This window comes from Motilibacter aurantiacus (assembly GCF_011250645.1).
Lineage (GTDB): Bacteria > Actinomycetota > Actinomycetes > Motilibacterales > Motilibacteraceae > Motilibacter_A > Motilibacter_A aurantiacus.
The window spans coordinates 332267-357489 of sequence record NZ_JAANNO010000001.1 but is presented as its reverse complement, the minus strand read 5'-3'; the positions used below and the strand labels follow the sequence as shown (position 1 = coordinate 357489).

General features: G+C 75.4%; 26 protein-coding genes. 15 read left to right on the top strand and 11 right to left on the bottom strand.

Going from position 1 to position 25223, the window contains the following annotated elements; genetic code table 11:
* Complete coding sequence (locus tag G9H72_RS01645) at positions 1-948, top strand: glutathione S-transferase family protein (RefSeq protein WP_166166472.1); 948 nt, start codon at positions 1-3, stop codon at positions 946-948.
* A 9-nt stretch (positions 949-957) separates the two neighbouring features.
* Here G9H72_RS01645 and G9H72_RS01640 read toward each other — a convergent pair whose 3' ends face one another.
* The 3 genes from G9H72_RS01640 to G9H72_RS01630 form a co-directional block, all read right to left on the bottom strand.
* Positions 958-1218 (bottom strand): hypothetical protein, encoded by a 261-nt coding sequence (locus G9H72_RS01640; protein WP_166166470.1) that lies wholly within the window; start codon positions 1216-1218, stop codon positions 958-960.
* 78 nt (positions 1219-1296) lie between these two features.
* Complete coding sequence (locus G9H72_RS01635; protein ID WP_166166468.1) at positions 1297-1536, bottom strand: hypothetical protein; 240 nt, start codon at positions 1534-1536, stop codon at positions 1297-1299.
* Positions 1523-2860 carry a PspC domain-containing protein gene (locus G9H72_RS01630; protein ID WP_166166466.1) on the bottom strand — a complete coding sequence of 446 codons (1338 nt, stop codon included), beginning with the start codon at positions 2858-2860 and terminating at the stop codon, positions 1523-1525. Before G9H72_RS01630 ends, G9H72_RS01635 begins: the two co-directional genes overlap by 14 nt.
* A 145-nt stretch (positions 2861-3005) precedes the next feature.
* On the opposite strand from G9H72_RS01630, the gene G9H72_RS01625 reads away from it, so the two are divergent.
* Both G9H72_RS01625 and G9H72_RS01620 read left to right on the top strand, forming a co-directional pair.
* Complete coding sequence (locus G9H72_RS01625; protein ID WP_166166464.1) at positions 3006-4292, top strand: ATP-binding protein; 1287 nt, start codon at positions 3006-3008, stop codon at positions 4290-4292.
* Complete coding sequence (locus G9H72_RS01620) at positions 4289-4987, top strand: response regulator (RefSeq protein WP_166166462.1); 699 nt, start codon at positions 4289-4291, stop codon at positions 4985-4987. Before G9H72_RS01625 ends, G9H72_RS01620 begins: the two co-directional genes overlap by 4 nt.
* On the opposite strand, the gene G9H72_RS21145 is transcribed toward G9H72_RS01620, so the two are convergent.
* The 3 genes from G9H72_RS21145 to G9H72_RS01605 all read right to left on the bottom strand — a co-directional run bounded on the left by G9H72_RS21145 (position 4955) and on the right by G9H72_RS01605 (position 7385).
* Positions 4955-5749, bottom strand: a complete 795-nt coding sequence (locus G9H72_RS21145) for a pentapeptide repeat-containing protein (protein WP_331271886.1) — start codon at positions 5747-5749, stop codon at positions 4955-4957. The genes G9H72_RS01620 and G9H72_RS21145 overlap by 33 nt on opposite strands.
* A 74-nt stretch (positions 5750-5823) precedes the next feature.
* A complete protein-coding gene (locus G9H72_RS01610) occupies positions 5824-6609 on the bottom strand; it encodes an SDR family NAD(P)-dependent oxidoreductase (RefSeq protein WP_166166458.1) in 786 nt (261 codons plus the stop codon).
* A gap of 47 nt (positions 6610-6656) precedes the next feature.
* Entirely contained in the window at positions 6657-7385 is a 729-nt protein-coding gene (locus G9H72_RS01605; RefSeq protein ID WP_166166456.1) for a PIG-L deacetylase family protein, read from the bottom strand.
* A gap of 101 nt (positions 7386-7486) precedes the next feature.
* On the opposite strand from G9H72_RS01605, the gene G9H72_RS22175 reads away from it, so the two are divergent.
* The 3 genes from G9H72_RS22175 to pcrA are packed head-to-tail and all read left to right on the top strand — an operon-like array spanning position 7487 to position 10281.
* Entirely contained in the window at positions 7487-7612 is a 126-nt protein-coding gene (locus G9H72_RS22175) for a hypothetical protein (RefSeq protein WP_269204970.1), read from the top strand.
* A gap of 9 nt (positions 7613-7621) precedes the next feature.
* Positions 7622-7954 (top strand): hypothetical protein, encoded by a 333-nt coding sequence (locus G9H72_RS01600; protein WP_166166454.1) that lies wholly within the window; start codon positions 7622-7624, stop codon positions 7952-7954.
* Between the two features lie 41 nt (positions 7955-7995).
* A complete protein-coding gene (gene pcrA / locus G9H72_RS01595; RefSeq protein ID WP_166166452.1) occupies positions 7996-10281 on the top strand; it encodes a DNA helicase PcrA in 2286 nt (761 codons plus the stop codon).
* A gap of 196 nt (positions 10282-10477) precedes the next feature.
* Here the strand turns inward: pcrA and G9H72_RS22750 are convergent, their stop codons facing one another.
* Positions 10478-11323, bottom strand: coding sequence for a M23 family metallopeptidase (locus G9H72_RS22750; RefSeq protein WP_331271885.1), 846 nt, complete (start codon positions 11321-11323; stop codon positions 10478-10480).
* Between the two features lie 357 nt (positions 11324-11680).
* Between G9H72_RS22750 and sucC the strand changes: the two genes are divergently transcribed.
* The gene (gene sucC, locus G9H72_RS01585) at positions 11681-12883 is read left to right on the top strand and encodes an ADP-forming succinate--CoA ligase subunit beta (protein ID WP_166166450.1); all 1203 of its coding nucleotides are present in this window, start codon (positions 11681-11683) and stop codon (positions 12881-12883) included.
* 2 nt (positions 12884-12885) lie between these two features.
* Positions 12886-13770, top strand: a complete 885-nt coding sequence (gene sucD / locus G9H72_RS01580; protein ID WP_166166448.1) for a succinate--CoA ligase subunit alpha — start codon at positions 12886-12888, stop codon at positions 13768-13770.
* A 69-nt stretch (positions 13771-13839) separates the two neighbouring features.
* Here sucD and G9H72_RS01575 read toward each other — a convergent pair whose 3' ends face one another.
* Both G9H72_RS01575 and G9H72_RS01570 read right to left on the bottom strand, forming a co-directional pair.
* Entirely contained in the window at positions 13840-15120 is a 1281-nt protein-coding gene (locus tag G9H72_RS01575) for a hypothetical protein (protein WP_166166446.1), read from the bottom strand.
* Complete coding sequence (locus G9H72_RS01570) at positions 15113-15616, bottom strand: SigE family RNA polymerase sigma factor (protein ID WP_166166444.1); 504 nt, start codon at positions 15614-15616, stop codon at positions 15113-15115. The genes G9H72_RS01575 and G9H72_RS01570 overlap by 8 nt, the downstream gene beginning before the upstream one ends.
* A 350-nt stretch (positions 15617-15966) precedes the next feature.
* Between G9H72_RS01570 and G9H72_RS01565 the strand changes: the two genes are divergently transcribed.
* Positions 15967-17121: a cell division protein PerM gene (locus G9H72_RS01565; RefSeq protein WP_166166442.1), complete on the top strand. Its 1155-nt coding sequence runs from the start codon at positions 15967-15969 to the stop codon at positions 17119-17121.
* A gap of 46 nt (positions 17122-17167) precedes the next feature.
* Here G9H72_RS01565 and G9H72_RS01560 read toward each other — a convergent pair whose 3' ends face one another.
* Positions 17168-17686 carry a hypothetical protein gene (locus tag G9H72_RS01560; protein WP_231126169.1) on the bottom strand — a complete coding sequence of 173 codons (519 nt, stop codon included), beginning with the start codon at positions 17684-17686 and terminating at the stop codon, positions 17168-17170.
* Positions 17687-17753: 67 nt separating this feature from the next.
* Between G9H72_RS01560 and purN the strand changes: the two genes are divergently transcribed.
* Genes purN through G9H72_RS01545 form a run of 3 tightly spaced genes read left to right on the top strand, consistent with a single transcriptional unit; the run spans position 17754 to position 20873 of the window.
* The gene (purN, locus tag G9H72_RS01555) at positions 17754-18368 is read left to right on the top strand and encodes a phosphoribosylglycinamide formyltransferase (protein ID WP_166166438.1); all 615 of its coding nucleotides are present in this window, start codon (positions 17754-17756) and stop codon (positions 18366-18368) included.
* Complete coding sequence (gene purH, locus G9H72_RS01550; protein ID WP_166166436.1) at positions 18365-19918, top strand: bifunctional phosphoribosylaminoimidazolecarboxamide formyltransferase/IMP cyclohydrolase; 1554 nt, start codon at positions 18365-18367, stop codon at positions 19916-19918. The genes purN and purH overlap by 4 nt, the downstream gene beginning before the upstream one ends.
* Positions 19905-20873 (top strand): DMT family transporter, encoded by a 969-nt coding sequence (locus G9H72_RS01545; RefSeq protein WP_331271965.1) that lies wholly within the window; start codon positions 19905-19907, stop codon positions 20871-20873. The genes purH and G9H72_RS01545 overlap by 14 nt, the downstream gene beginning before the upstream one ends.
* An 83-nt stretch (positions 20874-20956) precedes the next feature.
* Here the strand turns inward: G9H72_RS01545 and G9H72_RS01540 are convergent, their stop codons facing one another.
* Positions 20957-21844, bottom strand: coding sequence for a helix-turn-helix transcriptional regulator (locus G9H72_RS01540; protein ID WP_166166432.1), 888 nt, complete (start codon positions 21842-21844; stop codon positions 20957-20959).
* A 174-nt stretch (positions 21845-22018) separates the two neighbouring features.
* On the opposite strand from G9H72_RS01540, the gene G9H72_RS01535 reads away from it, so the two are divergent.
* The 3 genes from G9H72_RS01535 to G9H72_RS22170 all read left to right on the top strand — a co-directional run bounded on the left by G9H72_RS01535 (position 22019) and on the right by G9H72_RS22170 (position 25219).
* Positions 22019-22876: an SDR family NAD(P)-dependent oxidoreductase gene (locus G9H72_RS01535; RefSeq protein WP_166166430.1), complete on the top strand. Its 858-nt coding sequence runs from the start codon at positions 22019-22021 to the stop codon at positions 22874-22876.
* A gap of 118 nt (positions 22877-22994) precedes the next feature.
* The gene (locus G9H72_RS01530) at positions 22995-23699 is read left to right on the top strand and encodes a hypothetical protein (protein ID WP_166166428.1); all 705 of its coding nucleotides are present in this window, start codon (positions 22995-22997) and stop codon (positions 23697-23699) included.
* Positions 23684-25219, top strand: a complete 1536-nt coding sequence (locus G9H72_RS22170; protein ID WP_269204969.1) for a HoxN/HupN/NixA family nickel/cobalt transporter — start codon at positions 23684-23686, stop codon at positions 25217-25219. Before G9H72_RS01530 ends, G9H72_RS22170 begins: the two co-directional genes overlap by 16 nt.
* Positions 25220-25223 lie beyond the last annotated feature (4 nt).

The following is a 25223-nucleotide window of genomic DNA, read 5'->3' as shown; positions in this document are numbered from 1 at the left end:
ATGACAACGACAGCACAGTTCGCCCGGGAGACCGGTTCGTCCGGCGAGTTCCAGCGCCAGGCCAACCGGTTCACCCAGCGCTTCAGCGCCGACGGGTCGAGCGGGCTGCCGGTCGAGCCGGGGCGCTACCGCCTCGTGGTCTGCCTCGCCTGCCCCTGGGCGCACCGCGCGCTCATCGTCCGGCGGCTGCTCGGGCTCGAGGAGGTCATCTCGCTCGGGGTCGTCGACCCGATCCGCGACGAGCGCGGCTGGCGCTTCACCCTCGACCAGGACGGCCGCGACCCGGTGCTCGGGATCGAGTTCCTCATGCAGGCCTACAAGGCCACCGACCCCGAGTTCGACGGCCGGGCCACCGTGCCGGCGATCGTGGACACGCGGACCGGCCAGGTCGCGACCAACGACTACCCCAGCATCACGCTCGACTTCTCCACCGAGTGGAAGGCGTTCCACAAGCCCGGGCCGCCGGACCTCTACCCCGAGGCGTTGCGCGGGCAGATCGACGAGGTCAACGACCTGGTGTTCCGCGACGTCAACAACGGCGTCTACCGCTGCGGGTTCGCCACCACCCAGGAGGCCTACGACAAGGCCTACGACCGGCTGTTCGCGCGGCTGGACTGGCTCTCGGAGCGGCTGTCGACGCAGCGCTACCTCGTGGGGGACGCCATCACCGAGGCCGACGTCCGGCTCTTCACCACCCTGGTGCGGTTCGACGCGGCGTACCACGGCCACTTCAAGTGCAACCGGAGCAAGCTCACCGAGATGCCGGTGCTCTGGGCGTACGCGCGGGACCTGTTCCAGACGCCGGGGTTCGGCGAGACGGTCGACTTCGACCACATCAAGCGGCACTACTACGCGACGCACGCGGCGATCAACCCGACGCTCATCGTGCCCAAGGGGCCGGACCTGTCGGGGTGGGCCGAGCCGCACGGGCGCGACGCCCTCGGCTGAGCCCCGCCGTCAGGCCGAGAGCGGGAGGCGGGCCGGTCCCTCCTCGGTGAGCAGCGCGTACGCCTGCAGCCACACGCTCAGCCGGAGCTCGGCCCGGTCCGCGCGGCGCTGGTGCGCGCGGTGCTCCACGCGCCGGCCGAGCCGCTCGTCGGCGGCTGCCGCGGCGAGGGCCTGGTCGTGCTCCAGCCGGGCGGCCGCGATGTGGGCGGCCATGGCCTCCAGCGCGGACTGGAGAGCGGGCGCTTCCGGCCCGGGGGCTGCAGGAGTCATGGGAGAACTGTCCTGCTGCAGCCGCCGGGCCGCTGTTCCCGCCGTGACACGACAACCGTTCGGGTGACGACGCTCCGGTCAGTCGGTACGCGGCGGGAGCTCCGTCTCCGAAGCCGCCGTTCCCGGGCGGATCGCCCGCACCGCTGCCCGGATCGCGGCGGCGATGCCCGCCAGCCCGAGGCCGACGATCGCGGCGGGGACCACGACGTTCGCGCGGACCTCCTCGTCGGTCAGGCTGGCAGCGGCATACGTCACGCCGACCGCGAGGAAGACGACGCCCATCACGAGGGCGGCGAGGTCCAGGTCATGACGCCTCACGGCGCACCTCCAGGCTTCCGACGTTGACGTCGAGGTCGAGGACGAGCGTGCCGTTGACGGCGCCCGTGGGGTCGGTGAAGTCCTCGGACAGGTCGGTGCCGCTGTCGTCGGGCCGGTCCGGCAGGCGCAGGTCGCCCACCGCGTTCACGTCGGCGTCGATCTCCAGGGCGACGTCCGCGGGCACGAGGACGACCAGCTCGCCAATCCCCAGGCTGGCCTCGACGCTCACCCGCTGCCCGTCGAGCGCGAGGCCGCGCAGGTCCAGCGTGGCGTTGCCGGCGCCGAGCCGGTACTCCTTGCCCTGAACGAGCCCCACCGTCGTGGGCGCCCAGGTCCGGTCGCCGACGCCGCCGCGCACCGGGTTGTCGGCGACCCCGTCGAGCACCAGGCCCACGATCAGCACGATCCCGAGCGGCACCACGCCTCCGGCGCGGCCCCAGCGCGTAGCCACCACGAGGCCGAGGCCGAGCACCGCCAGCGCGCTGCCGAGCACCAGCGGCACGTCCGCCCCCTCGCCGAGGGCGTGGCAGGCCAGCAGCACCAGCCCGGCCACCACGGCTGCGGTGCTGATCGTCAGCAGGGCCAGCGGGCCGTTCTTCTCCTTCGGCCGGTCGGCGGGCGGCGGCGCGACGGGCGGCACGGGAGGCACCGGTGGGGGAGGCGTGTAGGCGGTCCCGGCCGTGCGCCCGTAGGGGTCGGCGGCCGGTGGCGGGCCGCCCGCCCCGGGATGGACAGGCCCCATCGGCGGGGGCGGGGAGGGGTACGCCGGCGGCGGGGCCGCCGGGCCGGCCACCGGCGCCCACGGACGGTCGCCGCGCAGCGCGACGACGGCGCCGATGGCGAGGAGCGTCACCACGACGGCCGCTGTGACCGAGCCGTCGCCGATGGCGCCGAAGACGGTGAGCCCCATGACCACCACCAGGATCGGGAGGATGAGCGAGGCGTCGCCCCGCCCGCGGGCCGCGCGCTCGCCCAGCGACTCGTACTGGCCCTCCTCGGGCAGCAGCAGCCAGGCGAGGCCGTAGAGCAGCGCGCCGGCGCCGCCGAAGATCGTCAGGACCACGATGCAGATGCGCAGCACCAGCGGGTCGACGCCGAGCGTGCGGGCAAGCCCGCCGCAGACGCCGGCGACCTTGCGGTCGGTCGCGCTGCGTCGCAGCGCCTGCACGGCCGGGACGCCGGACCACCAGCCGCCCGGGGGCGGCCCCGGCGGCGGGGAGCCCGGCGGCGGCCCGGGCGGAGGTGGCGGCGGCGTACCGTCTCCAGCTCCTCCGGGCCCGGGCTTGTCGAACCGGATCGTCTCGTCGGTGCCGCTGGCGTTCATGGGACCCATCGTGGCGACGCGGCGCCCGCGCGGGTATCGGGAACAGCCCTGACCCGACCCTGGGCCGCCCCTGGGACGGCTCCTCGGGGTCGGCCCCAGGGCTTGCCCCGATGTCAACGCGCCGCGGGGCTGCGACCATCGACGGATGCTGTCCCGACACGCCGCCCCGGTGGTGGCCCCGGCCCCGGACGCCCCGCGGCCGGTGCCGCCGCTGCCCGGGCCCGCGCCGCGCCTGTTCCGGGCCAGCCAGGGCTCGTACGTCGCGGGCGTCGCCCGCGGCCTGGCGAACCACCTGGGCATCGACGTCCGGATCCTGCGCGGGGCCTTCATCGTCCTCGCCTTCGCCCAGGGCGCCGGCTTCCTGGCGTACGCCGCCTTCTGGTGGCTGGCCCCGCTTGCTCCGGAGCCCGGCGACGCCCCCGCACAGGGCACCACGCGGCGCCGGCGTGAGACGGCGGTGCTCGCGGCCCTCGCCGGCTGCGGTGCGCTGGGGCTGCTGCTCTCCACCCAGATGTGGGTCAGCGTCGGCGGCTCGGCGGTCTGGCCGGTCGTGGTCGTCGGCGTCGGGGTGGTGCTGGTCTGGTGGCAGGCCGACGAGGCCCAGCGCGCGCGCTGGCGGGCGCGCACGGCGACCGACCGCCGCATCGGCCTGGCCCGGACCGGGCTGGGCGCGGCGCTGCTCGTCGCCGGCTCGGTCGCGCTGCTCACGGTCCCCGGCGACCTGCGGGTCACCGGCCAGTCGCTGCTCGCCGCCGGGATCGTGCTGATCGGCGTCGCGCTGGTGACGGGGCCGTACTGGCTGCGCATGGCGCGCGACCTCAGTGCCGAGCGGTCGGCGCGCATCCGGGAGCAGGAGCGGGCCGAGGTCGCGGCGCACCTGCACGACTCGGTCCTGCACACGCTGACGCTCATCCAGCGCCACGTCGACGACCCGCGGGCCGTCGCGACGCTGGCGCGGGCGCAGGAGCGCGAGCTTCGGGCCTGGCTCTACCGCCCCGTCGCGGAGACGTCGGCGACGTTCACCCCGGAGCTGGAGCGCACGGTTGCCGAGGTCGAGGACACCCAGGGGGTCAAGATCGAGGTCGTGTCGGTCGGCGACGCCCCGCTCGACGAAGGGCTGCGCGCGCTGCTGCAGGCCACGCGCGAGGCGGCGCTCAACGCGGCCAAGCACGGCGGCGGCGCGCCGGTGAGCGTCTTCTCCGAGGTCGAGCCGGACCGGGCCGAGGTGTTCGTCCGGGACCGGGGTCCCGGCTTCGACATCAACGGCGTGCCGGAGGACCGGCTCGGCGTCCGCCAGTCCATCCTCGGGCGCATGGAACGCCACGGCGGGCGGGCGGTCATCACGTCGGCGCCGGGCGAGGGGACCGAGGTGCAGCTCGAGCTGCCCCGGACGCCGCAGCCGCAAGCCCAGAACCCAGGAGGCACGCAGTGACAGGCCAGGGCGCGTACGCCGACACCGACGCCGCGGCCGGGCGGTCCGTCCGCGTCGTGCTGGTGGACGACCACCGCATGTTCCGGACGGGGGTGCGGGCCGAGCTGGGTGAGCCGCTGCAGGTCGTCGGGGAGGCCGACGACGTCGACACCGCGGTCGCCGTGGTCGAGGCGCAGCGCCCCGACGTGGTGCTGCTCGATGTGCACCTGCCCGGTGGCGGCGGGGTGACGGTGCTGCGCCGGCTGGTGTCGCGGATCCCGGAGACCAGGTTCCTGGCGCTGTCGGTCTCGGACGCGCCGGAGGACGTCATCAGCGTGATCCGGGGCGGGGCGCGCGGCTACGTCACCAAGTCGATCACGGGGGGCGAGCTCACCGAGGCGGTGGTGCGGGTCGCCGACGGCGACGCGGTGTTCTCGCCGCGGCTGGCCGGGTTCGTGCTGGACGCCTTCGCCGCGGGCGGCACGACCGCCGACGTGCCCGTGGAGTCGGCCGACGAGGACCTCGACCGCCTCACCCAGCGCGAGCGCGAGGTGCTGCGGCTCATCGCCCGCGGCTACGCGTACAAGGAGATCGCCAAGCAGCTCTTCATCAGCGTCAAGACGGTGGAGACCCACGTGTCGGCGGTGCTGCGCAAGCTGCAGCTGTCGAACCGGCACGAGCTCTCACGGTGGGCGGCGGACCGACGGCTGGTGTGAGGGGGCCCCGGTCGCGCCCCAGTGCGCCGGCCGCCGCAGCGCGGCCGGCAGCCGGGTCGCGGCGTCGCCCCGGGCCGCGTCGACCTGGGGCTGGGTCAGGAACAGGCTCTGGTCGAGCCGTGTCCCTCTGACGTCGGCTCCCCGCAGATCGGCGCCGAGCAGATCGGTGAAGCGCAAATCAGCGTTCCGCAGATCGGCCCCGAGCAGGTACGCCCCGCGCAGGCTCGCACCGCGCAGGTCCGCCCCGCGCAGGCGGGCGCCGACGAGGTCCGCGTTCGCCCGGTCGCGGCCGCGGTGGCCCGACGCCTGCCGCAGCGCTGAGCTCACCCGCCCGAGCAGCTCGCCGACGGCCCGCCGGTGGGCGCGCGCGTCGAAGTCCGCGAGTGCCTCGGCGGTGCCGTCCGCGAGTGCCGCGGCCGCGGTGTCGGCGCCCGCCGCCTCGTCGCGCAGCGGGCCGGCCGGCAGCCGCTCGAGGGCCTCCGTGAGGTACCACCGCGACTCGTGCAGCTGGCGCATCGCCGGCAGCGCCGCGAACATCTCGCGTGCCGTCCCGGGGCCGTCGCGCCACGTCCGCCCGCCGAACGTGCCCTGCACCAGGTGCTGGCCGGCTCCGAAGCAGTCGAAGACCGCGCATCCCGGGAAGCCCCGCTCGCGCAGCCCGTCGTGGATGCCGCAGCGGTTGTCCGCGCGCAGCTTCGGGCACGGGGTGCCGGCCGGCTTGTCGATCGCGAAGTCGCTGGACGCGGCGAAGGCCGGGCCCACGCAGCACAGGGCGGCGCACCGGCTGCAGTCGGCACGCAGCCCGTCTCGTACGTCCTGGACGCCCGCCGGCATCGCTAGCCGCGGAACCGGCGCGCGCTGGGCCGTCCCTGCCCGCCGTCCACGACGATGTCGGCGCCCGTGACCCAGCCGGCGCGGTCCGACAGCACGAACGCCACGACGTCGGCGACCTCCTCCGGCCGTCCCAGACGACCGAAGGGGAATTCCTGCTCCCGGAATCGTTCGAAGCCCTCGGGGTCGGCCTGCTGGTAGCTGTCCCAGCCGCCGCCCTCGAAGAAGATGCTGCCGGGGCTGACCGCGTTGACCCGGACCCGGTCGGCGGCGAGCTCCTGGGCCATCGCCTTGGCCAGCTGGATCTCCGCGGCCTTCGCGACGCTGTAGGTCGTGCGCGGGGCGACCTTGCTCCCGTTGACGCTCGTCACCAGGACGACCGAGCCACCGCCCGCTGCGAGCAGGTGCGGGTGGGCGGCGCGCACCAACGTGGCCGAGTGGCCGGTGTTGAGGGCGAACGTGGCGGCGAAGTCGTCGGTGGAGCTGTCCAGCAGGTTGCCGCCCACCGTGCCGCCCGCGTTGCCGACCACCTTGTCCAGCCCGCCCAGCTGCTCCGCGACGCGGTCGACCGCCGTGGCGAGCGCGGCGCTGTCGGTGACGTCGACGGCGTACGTCACCACCTGCGTCCCGTGGCGGGCGACCTGCTCCCGGGCGCGCTCGAGCCCCTGGGCTCCGCGCGCGAGCAGGGCGACGGAGGCGCCCTCGGCGGCGAGGGTGTCGGCGATCGCGAGGCCGAGGCCTCGGCTCCCGCCCGTGACGACGGCGCGGGCGCCGGTGAGGCCGAGGTCCATGCCGCCGACCCTATGCCGCTGCGCCGTCCGCCCGGGGTGGCGTTCGCTCAGGGGCAGGGCACGACCTTGAACACCTCGGCCATCCGGCCGGCGGGCAGGCCCTGGGCCGCCGCGTCCCCGCGCATGAAGCCCTTGACGAACTCCTCGAACCCGTCGATGTGCGCGACCTGGCTGACGTGTGAGGTGAGCGCCGCGATCTTGCGGTCGACCACGTCGGTCACGTCGACGGCGTGGTCCGGGGTGGGGTGGGCCATGATCCAGAACTCGCGCACGGTCCACGCCTCGAGCCCCTCGTCGTGCAGCAGCTCGACGTGGGTGAACGGGTTGCGGGCGTCGGGGTAGATCGAGTTGACCGCGGCCTCGCCGGCCGCCCGGTGGTCCGGGTGGGACGCCGGCAGCCGCGCCCAGTTGTACTCCGGGCTCGGCACGATGGCGCGCTGCGGGCGCACCTGCCGGATCACGCGGCTGATGTCGCGCCGCAGGTCGAACGTCGGCTCGAGCCGGCCGTCCTTGTAGCCGAGGAAGCGGACGTCGGTGACGCCCACCTGCTTCGCGGCGGCGACCTGCTCGGCGCGGCGGATCCCGGGGATCTCGCTGCGCGGGACGTCCGGGTCGAAGCCACCGGCGTCCCCGTCGGTGCAGATGCAGTACGTCACCTGCACCCCGCGCTGGGTCCAGAGCGCGACGGTGCCGGAGGCGCCGAAGTCGATGTCGTCGGGGTGCGCGGCGACGACGAGCGCGCGCTCGACCTCGTCCTCGGGGATCGTGACAGGCACGGGTCGATCGTAGGGCTGCGGTTCGCGCCGGGTGCGACGGGACAGGAGCCGGGCATGAGCCGGCACGCCGACACGCCCTGGGAGCGCGGCTCGCGCGCGTCGTGGTCGGCCTCGGCGCGTTCCTCCTGCTCACCGCCCTCGTCGAGCGGGACTGGGCGGCGCTGCCCGCCCTCGCGCTGGTCGCCGCGCTCCTGCTCCCGTGCCCGCGGGGGACGACGGCCCGGTAGAAAGGGCACGTGAAGCAGCGCGTACGCAGAAGGCTGGCCGAGCGGCTGGAGCGGCTCCTGGGCTGGGCCCTGATCGCCGGGTCCGCCGTCCTGCTCGCGGTCGCGCTGCTGCAGCGCGACTGGGAGTCGGTGCCCGGGACCATGCTCTTCATGGCCCTGGGCGGCCGGTTCCTGGTCGCCCCGCGCTACCGCCAGCTGGCCACGGCCGGGATCTTCACCGCGGTCCTGGTGTTCGTCGTGGTCCGGGCGGTGCAGGGGGAGTGGGCCTGGGCGCTCGCCGGGCTCGTGCCGGGGGCCCTGCTGGCGCTGATGCTGCGGCCCCGCCGGGAGGCCGTGCGCTGACCCGGACCGCTGACGCCGGGGCGACCTAGACTCGATGGACGATGAGCAGCCTCCCCGACGACCTCGTCCTCGACCTGCCGGCGGTCCCGGCGGAGCCGTCCGCGCACCGCCGGTCCAAGGACCCCGACGAGCTGCTCGCCGGGCTCAACCCCCAGCAGCGGGCCGCCGTCGTGGCCGAGGGCTCCCCGGTCCTGATCGTCGCCGGCGCCGGCTCGGGCAAGACCCGGGTGCTCACGCACCGCATCGCCTACCTGCTGGCCAAGCGCAACGTGCACCCGGGCGCCGTGCTCGCGATCACGTTCACGAACAAGGCCGCGGGTGAGATGAAGGAGCGCGTCGCCGACCTGGTCGGCAACCGCGCCAAGGCGATGTGGGTGTCGACCTTCCACTCGGCGTGCGTGCGCATCCTGCGCAAGGAGATCAGCCGCTTCGGGTTCACCTCGAGCTTCTCGATCTACGACGCGGCCGACGCGCAGCGCCTCATGGGGCTGGTCTGCCGCGAGCTGGACCTCGACCCGAAGCGCTATCCGCCGCGCTCGTTCAGCAACCAGGTCAGCAACCTGAAGAACGAGCTGATCGACCACGAGGCCTACGCGGCCAAGGCCGAGACCGACCTCGAGCGCAAGCTCGCCGAGGCGTACGCGCTCTACCAGCGCCGGCTGCGCGAGGCCAACGCGCTCGACTTCGACGACCTGATCATGACGACGGTCAACATCCTGCAGGTCTTCCCGGACGCCGCCGAGCACTACCGGCGCCGGTTCCGGCACATCCTGGTCGACGAGTACCAGGACACGAACCATGCGCAGTACGTCCTGGTCCGCGAGCTGGTCGGCCGCCCCGGGGAGGCCACGCCCCCCGCGGAGCTGTGCGTGGTCGGTGACGCGGACCAGTCGATCTACGCCTTCCGCGGTGCCACGATCCGCAACATCCTCCAGTTCGAGGAGGACTACGCCGACGCGCAGACCATCCTGCTGGAGCAGAACTACCGCTCGACCCAGACGATCCTGTCCGCCGCCAACACCGTCATCGCGAAGAACACCGGGCGCAAGCCGAAGCGGCTGTGGACCGAGTCCGGCGACGGCACCCCGATCGTGGGCTACGTCGCGGACAACGAGCACGACGAGGCCGCCTTCGTCGCCAACGAGGTCGACCGGCTCACCGACGAGGGGCTCGCGCGCCCCGGCGACGTCGCGGTCTTCTACCGGACCAACGCCCAGTCCCGTGTCTTCGAAGAGGTCTTCATCCGGGTCGGCCTGCCCTACAAGGTCGTCGGCGGCGTGCGGTTCTACGAGCGCAAGGAGGTGCGCGACGCCCTGGCGTACCTGCGCACCCTCGCCAACCCCGACGACTCGGTCTCGCTGCGCCGCATCCTCAACACCCCCAAGCGCGGCATCGGCGACCGGGCGGAGGCGTGCGTGGAGGCGCTGGCCTCCCGGGAGCGGATCACGTTCAACCAGGCGCTGCTGCGCGCCGCCGACGCGCCCGGCCTCGCCACCCGCTCGCTGTCGTGCATCACCGAGTTCAACCGGATGATGGAGAGCCTGCGCACGCTCGTGGAGGCCGGCACCGAGCCGGCCGAGCTGCTGGAGGCGATCCTCGAGCAGTCGGGCTACGCCCTCGAGCTGCAGCGCTCCAGCGACCCGCAGGACCAGACCCGGCTGGAGAACCTCCAGGAGCTCGTCGCCGTCGCCCGCGAGTACGCGGTGAGCGACCCCGAGGGCGGGCTGGCCGGCTTCCTCGAGCGGGTCGCCCTGGTGGCCGACTCCGACGAGATCCCCGAGGGCGCCGAGGACAGCGGCGTCGTCACGCTCATGACGCTGCACACGGCCAAGGGCCTGGAGTTCCCGGTCGTCTTCCTGACCGGCATGGAGGACGGCGTCTTCCCGCACATGCGCACGCTCGGCGACGACAAGGAGCTCGAGGAGGAGCGCCGGCTCGCGTACGTCGGCATCACCCGCGCCCGCGAGCGGCTCTACATCTCCCGGGCGCTGGTGCGCAGCTCCTGGGGCGCCCCGTCGTACAACCCGCCGTCGCGCTTCCTCGACGAGGTGCCGCCGCAGCTCACCGACTGGAAGCGGGTCGAGCCCTCGCGCTCGGCGCCGCCGTCGGCGCTGGCCGTGGCGGCCGCCCGGCCCACCGCGAAGTCGCCCGGCAACCGCAAGGTCGTGTCGCTGAGCGTGGGCGACAAGGTCACCCACGACACCTTCGGGCTGGGGACGGTCGTCGCCACCGCCGGGGTCGCGGAGAAGGCCGAGGCGACCATCGACTTCGGGGCGTCCGGGACGAAGCGGCTGCTGCTGCGCTACGCGCCGGTCGAGAAGCTCTAGCGCCGCTGGACGTGCCGGGTGCCGGCACTGCTCAGCGTGGGGGCGTGCTGGCGTCGCGCCGTGCCGTCGGCGGGCTTCCTGGACCAGGGGTGCACCACTGCGGTGCGGCGGGCGTCCGCGGGACGTGAGCCGGCGGACGGGAGGCCTGCCCGGCGCGCGGCTCGACCGTGCTGCCTGGGCAGCCTCCGGAGGAGAGCTAGAGCACGACCCCGTGCTCGCGCAGCCACACCTCGGCGTCGATCGGGTCGCCCGCGCCGGGGCGGACCTCGATGTGCAGGTGCGGGCCGGTGGTGTGCCCGGTGGCGCCGACGCGCCCGATGAGCGCGCCCGCCAGGACCTTCTGCCCGGCGCTGACCATGGTGGCCGAGAGGTGGCCGTACCACGTCTCGGTGCCGTCCGAGTGGCGCAGCACGATCTTGTTGCCGTACGCCCCGTCGTAGCCGGCCGAGACGACGACTGCGTCGCCGACGGCGTGCACGGGGGTCCCCGTGGGTGCCGCGAGGTCGGTGCCGGTGTGGCCGTTGGACCAGAGGCTGGCGCGCTGCCCGAAGTGGGCGGTGATGCGGTAGCCGCTCAACGGCTCGACCCAGGCGCGGCGGGCGCGGGCCAGGGAGGTGAGGCTGGCGCGCTTGCTGCTGCGGGTCGCGCGCTGCGCCCGGCGGGTCGGGGCCGTGCTCGCCTCGGCCTTCGGGGTGGCGGCGGTGGCCGCCGGAGCCGAGGGCTTGGCCGAGGACGGCCCCGAGGACGAGGACGACGAGGCGGCCGACGGGCGCGCGGCGCGGACCTTGGCGAGCGTGGGCGCGGGCGTGGGCGTGGCGGACGGGCGCGCCGGCAGGGCGGCGGTGCCGAGGTCCTCGGCGGTCGCCGGGGTGCGCCGGGTGTCGTCACCGGTCGCGGCGGGAACCTGGAAGGCGTAGGCCGCCGCGGAGGCGACGACCGCGGTGCCGAGCAGGAGGGGCGGGCTCGGGCGGCTGCCCGTCGACGGGCTGCGGTGCTTGCCGGGCCGACGGTGCTTGCCGGCGGTACGGCGACGAGCGCTCACAGACCGTCCTTCGCGGTTGATGCACGGGAAAGAGCCGCTGGCACGCCGGCGCAGCAGGTCCCGGGCCGGAGCCGCAGGCCCCGGGCGGCCGGGAGCAACGCGGGACAGGTTACGCGGTCGTGACCCGATCCGTCGCCCCCCGGTCCCGATCTCGATATCGGACAAAACGGGAACGAGTTCAACCCTGTCACTTCATCCCCAGCAGTCGCGCCGGTCCTTGCGCGGGACGCGCGCACGAGGCCGTGGTCAGCGCCCCGATTCGGCTCCGGGAGCAAGGCGGGACTAACCTCGCCGACGGACAGCGGCCGTCCCGGCACACGACCGGGAGGCCGGGACGTACCGATCGGACGGAGGCCTGTGGACCTCTTCGAGTACCAGGCGAGGGACGTGTTCGCCGCGCACGGAGTGCCCGTGCTGGACGGCGCCGTGGCCGAGACGCCGGAGGAGGCCCGCGCCGCCGCCGAGCGGCTGGGGGCCGGCGTCGACGGCGGCCGGGTCGTCGTCAAGGCGCAGGTCAAGACGGGCGGCCGTGGCAAGGCCGGCGGGGTCAAGCTCGCCGACAGCCCGCAGGACGCCGAGGACAAGGCGCGCCAGATCCTCGGCATGGACATCAAGGGCCACACGGTCCACCGCGTGATGCTCGCGCCGGCGGCCGCGATCGAGGAGGAGTACTACTTCTCGGTCCTGCTCGACCGCGCGAACCGCACCTACCTCGCCATGGCGTCCGTCGAGGGCGGCATGGAGATCGAGGAGGTCGCCGCGACCAAGCCCGAGGCGCTCGCCCGGGTGGCCGTCGACGCGCTCGAGGGCATCGACGACGCGAAGGCCGCGGCGATCGTGGAGCAGGCGAGCTTCCCGGCGGAGGTCCGCGACCAGATCGCGGCCGCCATCGTGAAGCTCTGGGGCGTGTTCACGGCCGAGGACGCGACGCTCGTCGAGGTCAACCCGCTGGTCAAGACCGCGGACGGCCGCATCGTGGCCCTCGACGGCAAGGTCACGCTCGACGAGAACGCCGACTTCCGCCACAAGGACCACGAGGCCCTGGTGGACAAGTCGGCCGCGGACCCGCTCGAGCAGCGGGCCAAGGAGAAGGGCCTCAACTACGTCAAGCTCGACGGCGAGGTCGGCATCATCGGCAACGGCGCCGGGCTCGTCATGAGCACGCTGGACGTCGTGGCGTACGCCGGCGAGGACTTCGGCGGGGTCAAGCCGGCGAACTTCCTCGACATCGGCGGCGGCGCCTCGGCCGAGGTCATGGCGAACGGCCTGGAGATCATCCTCTCCGACCCGGCCGTGCGCAGCGTCTTCGTCAACGTCTTCGGTGGCATCACCGCCTGTGACGCGGTGGCCAACGGCATCGTCAGCGCGCTCGCGCTGCTCGAGTCGCGCGGCGAGACGGTCGACAAGCCGCTCGTCGTCCGGCTGGACGGCAACAACGCGGCGGAGGGGCGGCGCATCCTCGACGAGGCCGCGCACCCGCTCGTCACGCTGGTCGACACGATGGACGACGCCGCGCGCCGCGCGGCCGAGCTCGCCGGCGCGGCTGGCAAGGGGGCCTGACCATGGCGATCTTCCTCACCGAGAAGAGCCGGATCCTCGTCCAGGGGATGACCGGCTCCGAGGGCATGAAGCACACCAAGCGCATGCTCGCCTCCGGCGCCCAGGTCGTCGGCGGCACCAACCCGCGCAAGGCCGGGACCACGGTCGACGTCGACGGCAACCAGCTTCCGGTGTTCGCCGACGTCGCCGAGGGCATGGCCGCCACGGGCGCCGACGTCACGGTCATCTTCGTGCCGCCGGCGTTCACCAAGGACGCGGTCGTCGACGCCGTCGACGCCGGCATCCCGCTCGCGGTGGTCATCACCGAGGGCGTGCCGGTCCACGACACGGCAGCGTTCTTCGCGTACGCCCAGCAGAAGGGCACGACGCGGATCATCGGCCCGAACTGCCCGGGCATCATCAGCCCCGGCAAGTCCAACGCCGGCATCATCCCCTCGGACATCACCCCGTCCGGCCGGATCGGCCTGGTCAGCAAGAGCGGCACGCTGACCTACCAGATGATGTACGAGCTGCGCGACATCGGCTTCTCCACCGCGATCGGCATCGGCGGCGACCCGGTCATCGGCACGACGCACATCGATGCGCTGCAGGCGTTCCAGGACGACCCCGACACCGACGCGATCGTCATGATCGGGGAGATCGGCGGCGACGCCGAGGAGCGGGCGGCGGCGTACATCAAGGAGAACGTCACCAAGCCGGTCGTCGGCTACGTGGCGGGCTTCACGGCCCCCGAGGGCAAGACGATGGGCCACGCCGGCGCGATCGTCTCCGGCTCGTCGGGCACCGCCGCCGCCAAGCAGGAGGCGCTCGAGGCGGCCGGCGTCCGGGTCGGCAAGACGCCGAGCGAGACCGCCCGTCTCATGCGGGAGATCATGAACGGCATGTGACGCATCCGCGTTCACTCGATGGTGGGCGGGCACTCGGCTGCGAGTGCCCGCCCACTGTCGTCGCCCGGCTCAGCCGGTCGAAGGCTCCGGCAGTGCGTACGCCTCGACCCCTTGCAGCGCAAGCATCAGCGCCGTCTCGGCCTGCTCCGGGCCCGCGTCGGTCAAGCGGATCCCGACGGCGATGTTGCCGACGCGGCCGACCATCAGCCGGTGCGAGCCGCCGTCCGGCCCCGCTGCCGTGTAGACACCGGAGGCCCGGTCCCCGACCCGGTCGAGCTCACCGTCGACCGGCCGCCCGGCGCAGCGATCGAGGGCGGCGGACCACTCCGTGACCACCCGGTCGGCCTGCTGCCGGTCCGCGAGCACCACCACGGTCTCGTGACCGGCGGCCGGGTCCTCGCCGTGGACGCCGTAGTCCCGGTCGAGCCGGGCCATGGCCGCCGCGTCGTCCACGGGCAGCGGGCATGGGGTGACCGTGTCGGGCGCCACCCGGACCTGGTCCGGGCCCACGCCCTTGGGCCACATCTGCGGCGGGACGAGCGCGTCCGTGCCCGGTCGGTAGGCGTCCACGGTGTCGGCCCCGGCGTCGGGCTCGATCGGCACGCCCAGCACCTCGAGCGCAGCCGCCTGCGTCTCCTCCAGCGGCTCGTGCGGCGCCTGCCCGCGGTCGCCGCTCGCCGACTCCAGCCCGAGGACGGTCAGAAAGCCGTCGCGGGCCGAGAGGAGCACCACCGTGCGGGTGTTGGAGCCGACCACGCGGTGCCACACCCGGCCCGACGGTGTCTCGCCCTCGAGCCACGACCCCTCGTCCACGGCGCAGCGGCCCATCTCCGCACTCAGCCGGTCGTAGGCCTCCCGCATCGAGCGCTCGTCCGCGTAGGCCGTGGTCGCCTGGGAGGCCCGGGCGAGCAGCCGCCGGCCCTCGGCGCCGAGGAAGCCGGCGTTCACGGTCACGACGCCCTCCGCCCCGGCGGACAGCGCCCGCCGGGCGCAGGAGTCCTGGAGCGGCTCGGGCAGCAGGGTCTGCAGGGACCAGCGGCCCCAGAGCTGCCGTGGCCCGGGCAGGTCGGCCGGTGCCAGCGTCCGGGCCCGCAGAGCGAGCTCGTAGGACAGGTCCCCGGTGGCGGTCGCGCCGGCCGCCGGGGTGCCGTCCGCACCGGTGCCGTCGGCCGCGGCGACCACCGCCGCCCCCGCCCCGAGCACGCTGCAGGCGACCAGGACGGCCAGCCCGGCGTACGAGCGCCGGGACCGCTGCGCCCCGCGGGCGCGGGCAGCTGCCGCGCCCGGGAGCGGCTCCGGCCCGAGGTCGTCACGCAGCCGTTCCAGTTCAGGGAAGATCGATTCAGGCAAGAGATGTCTCCTTGTCCGGCTCGTCCTCGGACAGCAGGGCGGCGAGAGCGGCCCGTCCGCGCGAGAGCCGCGCCTTGACGGTGCCGACCGGCGCCTCGGTCTCCCGGGCGACGTCCTCGACCGAGTGCCCGCACAGGTGGTGCAGCACGATCGCCCGGCGCTGGGCCTCGGGGATCTGGCGGAGAGCGGCGACGATCGCGACGTTGTCCTCCGACGGCGGCCGTCCCGGAGGGGGCGGCCCGTGCCGGACGAGCGCGGCCAGCGCGTTGCGCCCGCGCCGCCAGCGGTTGACCGCCAGCCGCCAGGCGACGGTGCGCACCCACGCCTCCGGGTCGTCGTAGCCGGCCACCCGGCCCCAGCGCTGCCACGCCCGGGCGTACGCCTCCTGCACGCAGTCCTGGGCCTCGGCCAGGTCGCCGGTCATCGCGTACATCGCGTGCAGCACCCGGCGCGCGCTCGCCGCGTAGAACGCGTCGAAGCTGCTCGTCTCGCTCACGTGACCCCCCGTCGGGCCGGCCCTGCCGGCCGGCTGTCACAGGAAACACCGCCGGGGGCCGGCCCTGGTTGCACGCGCCCGGGGGGCACCGCGCCGGCTGCGGACAGCTCGCCACATCTGCACGATCACCCCGGGGGAGGTGCAGGGTGGGGCGGCTGGGGGCGGGGCGACACCCCGACGAGGCCGCGGTTGCCGGGAGCGGGCGTCGCGGGCCGCGACCATGGCTGGCGATGTCCACGCTGCTCCCGCCCTCGCGTCCGACGTCCGCCCGGTCGACCGCCCCGCGCTCCGCGCCGGCGCGAACGGCCCGGACGGGACGGGCGGCGCGCCCACGCTCGACGCGCGGCCTGGTGTCCGCCGCCGCCGCGGGCGCTGCCCGCGGCGCCGGCTTCTCGCTGCTGACCTGCGCGGTCGTGGTGCTCGTCGGCTGGGCGGGGGCGCACGGCACCGGCGCGGGGGCGGTGGACGCTGTGCGGACCACGGCGTACGCCTGGCTCCTCGCCCACCACATCGACCTCACGTTGACGGACGGCAGCCTGCGCCTGGCCCCGCTCGGGCTGCTCGCGCTGCCGTTCGTGACGCTGACCGCCGCGGGCTACCGCGCGGCCCGCTCGGCAGGCCTGCGCACCCCGCGCGAGGCCGGCATCCTCTGCGGGGCGGGCGCGGTCGCGTACGCCGTCCTGACGCTCGTCGTGGCGCTCGCGTCACGCTCGGAGGCGGTGCAGCCGTCCGTCCCGGGCGCGATGCTCGGCGGGCTGGTCCTCGGGGCGGCCGCGACGGGGCTCGGCGCGCTGCGCGCCCTGCGCCGGCGCTCCGCACTCCCGGTCATGCCCCGGCGGCCGGGCACGGTGCTCGCGGCGTCGGTCGGCGCCGTCCTCACCCTGCTCGGCACCGGGGCGCTGCTGCTGGCGGGCTCGCTGGCGCTGCACCTTGACCGCGGGGCGGACCTCGGGGCGTCCCTGGACCCCGGGCCGCTCGGGGGCCTCCTGCTCCTGCTCGTGGGGGTGGGGCTGGTGCCCAACGCCGTGGTCTGCGCCACGGCGTACGCCGTCGGCCCCGGCTTCGCGGTCGGCGTGGCCACGTCGGTGGCGCCGGCGGGGGTGTCGACCGGCCAGCTGCCGGCGCTGCCGCTGCTCGCGGCCCTGCCGGCGGACGGATCGGCGCCCGCGGTGTCGCTGCTGTCGATCGTGGCCCCGCTCGCGGCCGGCCTGGTGGCCGGCGTCGTCGTGGCGCGGCGGGCTCCTGCGGGGGAGTCGCCGGACCGGGCGGCGGGCACGGCAGCCCTCGCGGCCCTCGTCTCCGGTGCGGTGCTCGGCGTCCTGGGCGCGCTGTCCGGGGGCTCGGCGGGCGGCGACCGGCTGGCCGCCGTCGGCCCCTCGCCGTTCCGCCTCGGCATAGCCGTCGCCGCCGAGGTGGGGCTCGTCGCCGCGGCCGCCGCGTGGCTCGTCGTACGCCGGGCCGCCGCAGCCCGCGAGGGCGAGCCGGGCGCCGCCGTCCCGGCCTGACCGCCGGCCTGTCGACCCTGCCTGACCGTTCCGAGGGCCTCGGGCGTCAGCGCCCCGCCCGGCCCTCCAGCCCGAACGGCCCGCGCTCCTCGTAGCGCTCGTCGCACAGCGCACGTGCCGAGTGGGTGAGGGCCAGCTCGCGGCACTCGCGGTACTTCGCCGTGCTCGGCAGCGCGGACGCGACGAGGACGGAGACGCCCAGGGACAGCACGCAGCTGCCCACGACCAGGGCGCCCACCGCGCCGGGGGCGTAGCCGTTGCGGCGCCGGGCGTCGCGGATCGCGAGCGCCGCGAGCACGAGCGCCCCGACGGCGAGGATCACGCTGATCTCCGGCGCCGACAGCGCGGGCAGCGCGACGAGCGCGAGCAGCAGGGCCGGTCGGCCCCCCGGCACCACCGGCCCCGAGGGCCGGCGCGGCGGCGTGCCGGGGGCGCCCTCCTCGCGCGGGCGGGGGCCCCAGCCGGGGCGGCTCGGCTCCGGCCGCGGCGGCTCGGGGCGCGGCGGAGCAGGCCGCTGGCCGGCCTGCTGCCCCTCGGGCGGCGGGGCCCAGGGGTTGTCGGTCACCGGCCGCTCGTCGTCCCGTGCCCGCTGATTCCCGTCACCGTTCGCCACCTCGCTATGGTGGCGGCTCGTGACTACGGCTCGGAACCCGGCTCGGGTCGTGGCCCTCGTGTCCGGCTCCGGCACGCTGCTGCAGGCGCTCCTGGACGGCTGCGACCCGCGCGAGGCCACGGTCGTCGCGGTGGGCGCGGACCGCCACGGCATCGCCGGGCTCGACCGGGCAGCGGCGGCGGGGGTGCCCACCTTCGTGCACGCCCCCCGCGACTTCGCCGACCGGGCGCAGTGGAACCACGCCCTCGCCGACGCGGTGGCGGCGTACGAGCCGGACCTGGTCGTCTCGGCCGGCTTCATGCGCATCCTGGGGGCCGAGTTCCTCGTCCGGTTCCCTGACCGCGTCCTCAACACCCATCCCGCGCTGCTCCCGGCGTTCCCGGGAGCGCATGCTGTGCGGGACGCGCTGGCGTACGGCGTGGCCGTCACCGGCTGCACGGTGCACCTCGTCGACACCGGGGTCGACACCGGCCCCGTGGTCGCGCAGGAGGCCGTCCGTGTCGAGCCGGGTGACGACGAGGCCACCCTGCACGAGCGCATCAAGGTCGTCGAGCGCAGGCTGCTCGTCGACGTCGTGGGCCGCATGGCGCGGTCCGGCTGGTCCGTGGAAGGCAGGAAGGTGACTCTCGCGTGAGCGATCGACGTCCGGTGCGGCGTGCCCTGATCAGCGTGTACGACAAGACGGGGCTGGAGGAGCTGGCCCAGGGGCTGGCCGCCGCGGGCGTGACGCTCGTGTCGACGGGCTCCACGGCCTCGCGTATCGCCGCGGCCGGCGTCCCGGTCACCCCGGTCGAGGAGCTCACCGGCTTCCCCGAGTGCCTCGACGGCCGGGTCAAGACGCTGCACCCGCGCGTGCACGCCGGCATCCTGGCCGACCTGCGCAAGCCCGAGCACGAGCAGCAGCTGCGCGAGCTCGGCGTGGAGCCGTTCGACCTCGTCGTCGTCAACCTCTACCCGTTCACCGCGACCGTCGCGTCGGGCGCCTCGCCCGACGAGTGCGTCGAGCAGATCGACATCGGCGGGCCGTCCATGGTCCGCGCCGCGGCCAAGAACTCGCCCTCGGTCGCCGTCGTCACGTCCCCCGAGCGCTACTCCGACGTGCTGACCGCCATCGCCGACGGCGGCTTCACCCTCGCCCAGCGCCAGCGGCTGGCGGCCGAGGCGTTCGTCCACACCGCGACGTACGACATCGCGGTCGCGTCCTGGATGGGCAGCGTCCTCGCCCCCACCGACGACGGCAGCGGCTTCCCCGCCTGGGTGGGCGCCTCGTGGGAGCGCTCGGACGTCCTGCGCTACGGGGAGAACCCGCACCAGCGGGCCGCGCTGTACGTCTCGGGCCGGCCGGGCCTGGCGCAGGCCGAGCAGCTGCACGGCAAGGAGATGTCCTACAACAACTACACGGACACCGACGCGGCCTGGCGGGCCGCGCACGACCACGCCGAGCCCTGCGTCGCGATCATCAAGCACGCCAACCCCTGCGGGATCGCGGTCGGCGCGGACGTGGCCGAGGCGCACCGCAAGGCGCACGAGTGCGACCCGGTGTCGGCCTTCGGCGGTGTCATCGCGGTGAACCGGCCCGTGACCCGGGCGATGGCCGAGCAGGTCGCAGAGGTCTTCACCGAGGTCGTCGCCGCCCCGGCGTTCGACGAGGACGCCCTCGAGGTGCTGACCCGCAAGAAGAACGTCCGCCTGCTGCGCGTGCCGTCCGAGGAGGCCGGCGCCGTGGAGCTCCGGGCGATCAGTGGCGGGCTGCTGCTGCAGTCGGTCGACCGGCTCGACGCCTCCGGCGACGACCCGGCCAACTGGACGTTGGCTGCCGGAGACGCAGTTGACGAGTCCACCTTCGCCGACCTGGCCTTCGCCTGGCGGGCGTGCCGGGCCGTGAAGTCGAACGCGATCCTGCTCGCGTCCGGCGGGGCGACCGTCGGTGTCGGCATGGGGCAGGTCAACCGCGTGGACTCGGCGCGGCTCGCCGTGTCCCGCGCCGGGGAGCGCGCGCACGGCTCGGTCGGCGCGTCGGACGCGTTCTTCCCGTTCCCCGACGGGCTCGAGGTGCTGGCGGAGGCGGGCGTGCGCGCCGTCGTGCAGCCCGGCGGCTCAGTACGCGACGAGGAGGTCCTCGCCGCCGCTCGCGCCGCAGGGATGACGGTCTACCTCACGGGCGCGCGGCATTTCTTCCACTGAGGCCCCGGCCCGCGGCAGCCGCTCGCTGGCGAGCCACAAGCCGCTCGCGGCGGCCGTCGCGGTCGCCGCGGGCGTGCTGCTCGCCGTCCAGGCGCGGGTCAACGGCCAACTGGGGGACAAGCTCGACGACTCGATCGCCGCGGCCCTGCTGAGCTTCGCGATCGGCACCGTCATCGTCGCCGCGCTGGCGCTCGCCCGGCGGGCCGGGCGCGCCCAGTTCGCCGCCCTCCCGGCGCTGATCCGGTCGGGCCGGCTGCGCTGGTGGCAGTGCCTCGGCGGGCTGTCGGGCGGCATCTTCGTCGCGGTGCAGGCGCACAGCGCGCCGGTGCTCGGCGTGGCGCTCTACTCCGTCGCCGTCGTCGCCGGCCAGACGACCTCGAGCCTCGCGGTCGACCGCCTCGGGCTCGGCCCGGCCGGCCGCGTCCGGCTGACCGGAGCCCGGGGCGTGGCCGCGGCGGTGACCGTCCTGGCGGTCCTCGTCGCGGTGTCCGACCGGCTCGACGGCCGCAGCCCGGTCGGCGCGATGGTGCTGACCGCCCTCGCCGGCGTGCTGCTCGCCGTGCAGCAGGCGGTGAACGGGCGGGTCAGCCAGGCCACGGGCGAGCCGCTGGTCGCCGGGCTGGTCAACTTCCTGCTCGGGACGCTGCTGCTCGTCGTGGCGTATCTCGGCTTCACCGGCCTGACCTCGGACGTGTGGAGCCGGCTGCCGGGGGAGTGGTGGCTCTACCTCGGCGGCGCGTTCGGGGTCGTCGTCATCGTCAGCGGCGCGCAGACCGTGCGAGCGCTCGGAGTGCTGCTGCTCGGCCTGTGCACGGTGCTCGGCCAGCTGGCCGGCGGCATCGTGCTCGACCTCGCCGCGCCCGTCCACGACGAGGGCGTGTCGGTGTGGACCGTGGTGGGGTGCCTGCTCACGGCCGGCGCGATCGCGGTCGCGGCACGCGGGTCGCGGCGCTGACGCGTGCTCCGCTCCGCTGAGCACCGCCTCGCTCCTCCGGCCGGCGGTGCGAGGCGGGGCGCAGGGGTGCGAAGCCGGTCCGGTCAGGCCCGATGGGGCACGTCGCTGCTGTCCGACCGCTCCGGCGACGCGCCGGCCCGTCGCTGCGCGGCCCACGACGCCAGCAGCCGCAGGTTGTCCGCGGACCGGCTGCCCGGCGCCGCCGTGTAGACGAAGAGCGTCTGGTCCGCGTCCCCCGGCAGCGCCAGCGCCTCGTAGATGATGGTGATGTCGCCGATCTCGGGGTGGCGCATCCGCTTGGTGCCGTGGGTCCGCTGGTGCACCCGGTTGTCACCCCACCAGCGGCGGAACTCCGGGCTCTTGATCGTCAGCTCGCCCACGAGCTCGTTGAGCAGCGGGTCGTCGGGATGGCGGCCGGCGTCGAGCCGCAGCGTCCCGACGACCTCCGCCGTGACGGCCTCCCAGTCGGCATACCTCGCGCGCGCCTCCGGGTCGAGCACCATCCACCGGGTGTAGTTGCGCTCCCGCGCGGGCTTGCGGTCCCAGTCGGTGAGCAGCGCGCGGGCCAGCGCGTTCGAGGCGAGGATGTCGGTCCGGCGGCCCACGACGAACGCGGGGTGGTCGACGAAGGACCGCAGCAGCTGGGCCACCGCGGGCCGTACCCGCTGTGCCGACGGGCGCTCGGCGGGGCGGCGCACGCGCGACGCCAGGTTCGCCAGATGGGCGCGTGCGGCGTCGTCGAGGCCGAGCGCCCGCGCGATCGCCTCGACCACCGACTCCGACGGCGACGCGTGCCGTCCCTGCTCCAGCCGGGTGTAGTAGTCGACGCTCACGCCGGCCAGCAGCGCCACCTCCTCGCGGCGCAGCCCGCGGACGCGGCGGGCCTGGCCGCCGTCCAGGCCCACGGACTCCGGGGTCACGTCCGCCCGGCAGGCCCGCAGGAACTCGCCCAGCTCGCTCGATCCGGCCATGCCCCCAGTGTCGGGCAGCGCGCGCACGGCCGGGGGGTCCTGGGTGGGCACGGCGTGCCCAGGCACGCCCTGCCCGGGCACGGCAGGGCCAGCGCGACGGGCCCGCCGGGGCGCTCCCGGCGGCAGGCTGAAGGCCGTCACACCGCCCGCACTCCCTGGAAACGGAGTTCAGCCATGCCGTACCCCACCACGTCGCCCGCCACCTGGCTCGTCACCGGGACGTCCCGAGGCCTGGGCCTGGAGCTGGTCAAGCAGCTGCTGCAGCGGGGCGACCACGTCGCCGCCACCACGCGCTCGATCGAGCGGCTCGTCGCCGGCATCGCCGGCATCGACGCGGGCCGCCTGCTCCCGCTCGAGGTAGACCTGGCCGACGAGGCGGACGTCGCCCGTGCCGTCGAGGAGGCACGCGCCCGGTTCGGCGGGCTCGACGTCGTCGTCAACAACGCCGGATACGGCTTCCTCGCCGCGGTCGAGGAGGTCTCGGACGCCGAGGCGCGGCGGATGTTCGACGTCCAGGTGTTCGGCGTCTGGAACGTGCTCCGCGCCACGCTCCCCGTCTTCCGTGCGGCCGGCAGCGGCCACGTCGTCAACGTCTCCTCCATCCTCGGGCTGACCGCGTTCCCCGGCTGGGGGCTCTACTGCGCCGGCAAGTACGCCCTGGAGGGGCTGACCGAGTCGCTCGCCGCCGAGGTGGCCGGGCTCGGGATCAAGGTCACCCTCGTGGAGCCCGGCTACATGCAGACCGACTTCCTGCGCCCGGTCTCGCTGGGCCTGCCGGACGTCGCGGCCGAGGGCTACGGGGCCATCCGGGAGATGACCGACGCGCACCTCGCGATGCCGGGCACGCAGCTCGGCGACCCGGCCAAGGCGGCGGCCGCGATCGTCTCCGTGGTGGCGGGTGGGAAGGCCCCGCTGCACCAACTGCTCGGGTCGGACTCCTACGCGCTCGCCCGGGCGCGCGTCGAGGCGCTCTCCGCCGACGTCGAGGCGGGCCGGGAGCTGGCGCACACGACGGACATCCGGCGGCCCTGAGTCCCCCAGGCCGCGCGGCGGGGGACCGGCGTCGTACGCCCATCCCTCACGCGCTGCTGGGGGAACGGTCCCGCTGCGTTCACCTTGACCCGATTTCGTGCCGGGTCGTGAGGAAGCCGTGAACCTGTTCGTGCGCGTCGTCGCAGTGCTCGCGGGCGCCGGGCTGGCCGTCCTCGCGGCCGTGGCGGCGGCGTGCCCCGTGGCCGCGCACCAGGGCAACGTCGGGGTCTCGGAGATCACCGTCGGCGAGGCGGGGCTGCGCTACGACCTCTACCTCGACGCCCGCCAGCTGGGTGCCGTCGTGCCGCTGGCGGGCACCGGCCAGGAGCCGGGAGCCGTGCCGCTGGCGGGCACCAGCGGCCAGGCTGTGCTCCCCGTCGACGTCGAGCGCGTCGTCGCCGAGCAGGTCGACGTGACGGTCGGCGGAGCCCGCTCCGAGCCACGGGTGCTCGCCCTGTCCTCGACCGACACCACGCGGCTCACCTGGCTCGGCGGCGTCTCGGTGATGGACCCGGTCGTCCCGCTGCTGAAGGTCGAGCTGGAGTACCCGGGCGACCCGAGCGGCGGTTACCGGGTGGACTACCGGCTCTTCGTCCAGGACGAGGGCCAGCCGCACAGCAACCTCGCCTGGGTGCACGACGGCGGCGGCACCGGCACGTACGTCTTCGCCCCGGGCGGCGCCCCGCTGGAGCCCGGGCTGCTGCGGGTGCAGGAGGAGGCCGGGGGCGACGGCGTGTCCGGCCTCGCCGTGGCGGGCGCCGGGGTCGCGGGCACGGGGGTCGCGGCGCTCGTCCTGCTGGCCCGGGGATGGCGGCGGCCGTGAGCCGGCGCGCGGCGCTCGCCGCCCTCGCGGCGCTGGCGCTCCCGCTCCTCGTCACCACCCCGGCGGCCGCGCACCCGCTCGGCAACTTCACGCTCAACCACTACGTCCGCGCCGAGGTCAGCGGGCCCACGGTGCATGTGCTGGCCGTCCTCGACCAGGCCGAGGTCCCGACGCTGGCCGACCAGAAGCGCATCGAGCGCAGCGCCGCGGCGTACGCGGACGAGCGCCTGGACGCCCTCACCGGCGGCATCACGCTGGCCGTCGACGGCGTGGACGTCCCGCTGGAGGCCCAGGACGTGCGGGCGGGCACGCCGCGCGGCGAGGGCGGGCTGTCGACGTACCGGCTCGAGGTGCTCCTCGTCGGCCGGGTCCCGGGCTGGTCGCCCGGGCGGGAGGTACGCGTGGAGCTGCGCGACCGCTCGGAGGAGGGGCGCCCGGGGTGGCGCGAGACGCTGGTCGTCGCGGCCGGCGACGCCACGGCCACGAGCGGGGGCCTCGCCGACGTCAGCGACGAGCTGCGGGCGTACCCCGAGGAGGGGCTCGACGAGCCGCTGACGCGGGCCGAGGCCACCTCGACGGTCCGGCTCGGGACCGCGGACGCACCGGCCCCCGTCCTGCGCGGCCGCGCGCCCCCGCGCGAGGAGGGCCGGCTGGCCGGCCTGCTGGGCCACGGCGCGTACGGACCGGCGGCGCTGGCGGCGGCCCTGGTCGTGGCCCTCGGTGTCGGCGCCGCGCACGCGGTCGGCCCCGGCCACGGCAAGACGATGATGGCGGCCTGGCTGACGGGCACCCGCGGCCGCCCGCGCGACGCCGTGGCCCTCGGCGTGGCGGTGTCGCTCATGCACACCGCGAGCGTGCTCGTCCTCGGAGCGGCCCTGCTCGGGCTCGGTGCCTCGGCCGCCGTGCGCGACGTGCTGCCCTGGCTGGGGCTGCTCGCCGGGCTCTGCGTCGCTGCGGTCGGGGTGAGCCTGTGCCGGCGCCGCCTGCGCCCCGCGTACGCCGCGGTCAGCGGCGTGCTGCCGCCGCAGCGGACACCTGCACAGCAGCGGGTGCTGGTCGGGGCGGGGCACGAGCACTCGCCCGGGCACTCGCACAGCCACCCGCCGCCGGACGGCCACCCGCACCCCCAATCCNGCCACCCGCACGGCCACCCGCACGGCCACCCGCACGGCCACAGCCATCCCCACGCCCCCGCCGGCCCCGAGCCGCTGTCCCGGCGCGGGCTGCTGGCGCTCGCCACGAGCGGCGGGCTCTTCCCCTCGCCGTCCGCGCTGGTCGTGCTGCTGGCGGCGGCGTCGCTCGGCCGGCTGCCGCTGGGGCTGGCCCTCGTCGGTGCGTTCAGCCTCGGCCTCGCGGCAGCGCTCTCGGCCGCGGGGCTCGCCGTCGTCGCCGGGACCGCCTTCCTCGAGCGGCGGCCGGCGGGGGCACGGCTCGCGGCGCTGGCACCGGCGCTCGGTGCCGTGGCGCTCACCGGGCTCGGAGTGTCGCTCGCAGTCAGAGCAGCACTCCAGATTCCCTGATCCA

Bases quoted from the DNA above. Each gene is read 5' to 3' on its own strand.
- G9H72_RS01645 (WP_166166472.1), top strand. From the start codon at position 1: ATGACAACGACAGCACAGTTCGCCCGGGAGACCGGTTCGTCCGGCGAG.
- G9H72_RS01640 (WP_166166470.1), bottom strand. From the start codon at position 1,218: ATGACTCCTGCAGCCCCCGGGCCGGAAGCGCCCGCTCTCCAGTCCGCG.
- G9H72_RS01630 (WP_166166466.1), bottom strand. From the start codon at position 2,860: ATGAACGCCAGCGGCACCGACGAGACGATCCGGTTCGACAAGCCCGGG.
- G9H72_RS01625 (WP_166166464.1), top strand. From the start codon at position 3,006: ATGCTGTCCCGACACGCCGCCCCGGTGGTGGCCCCGGCCCCGGACGCC.
- G9H72_RS01610 (WP_166166458.1), bottom strand. From the start codon at position 6,609: ATGGACCTCGGCCTCACCGGCGCCCGCGCCGTCGTCACGGGCGGGAGC.
- pcrA (WP_166166452.1), top strand. From the start codon at position 7,996: ATGAGCAGCCTCCCCGACGACCTCGTCCTCGACCTGCCGGCGGTCCCG.
- sucD (WP_166166448.1), top strand. From the start codon at position 12,886: ATGGCGATCTTCCTCACCGAGAAGAGCCGGATCCTCGTCCAGGGGATG.
- G9H72_RS01540 (WP_166166432.1), bottom strand. From the start codon at position 21,844: ATGGCCGGATCGAGCGAGCTGGGCGAGTTCCTGCGGGCCTGCCGGGCG.
- G9H72_RS01535 (WP_166166430.1), top strand. From the start codon at position 22,019: ATGCCGTACCCCACCACGTCGCCCGCCACCTGGCTCGTCACCGGGACG.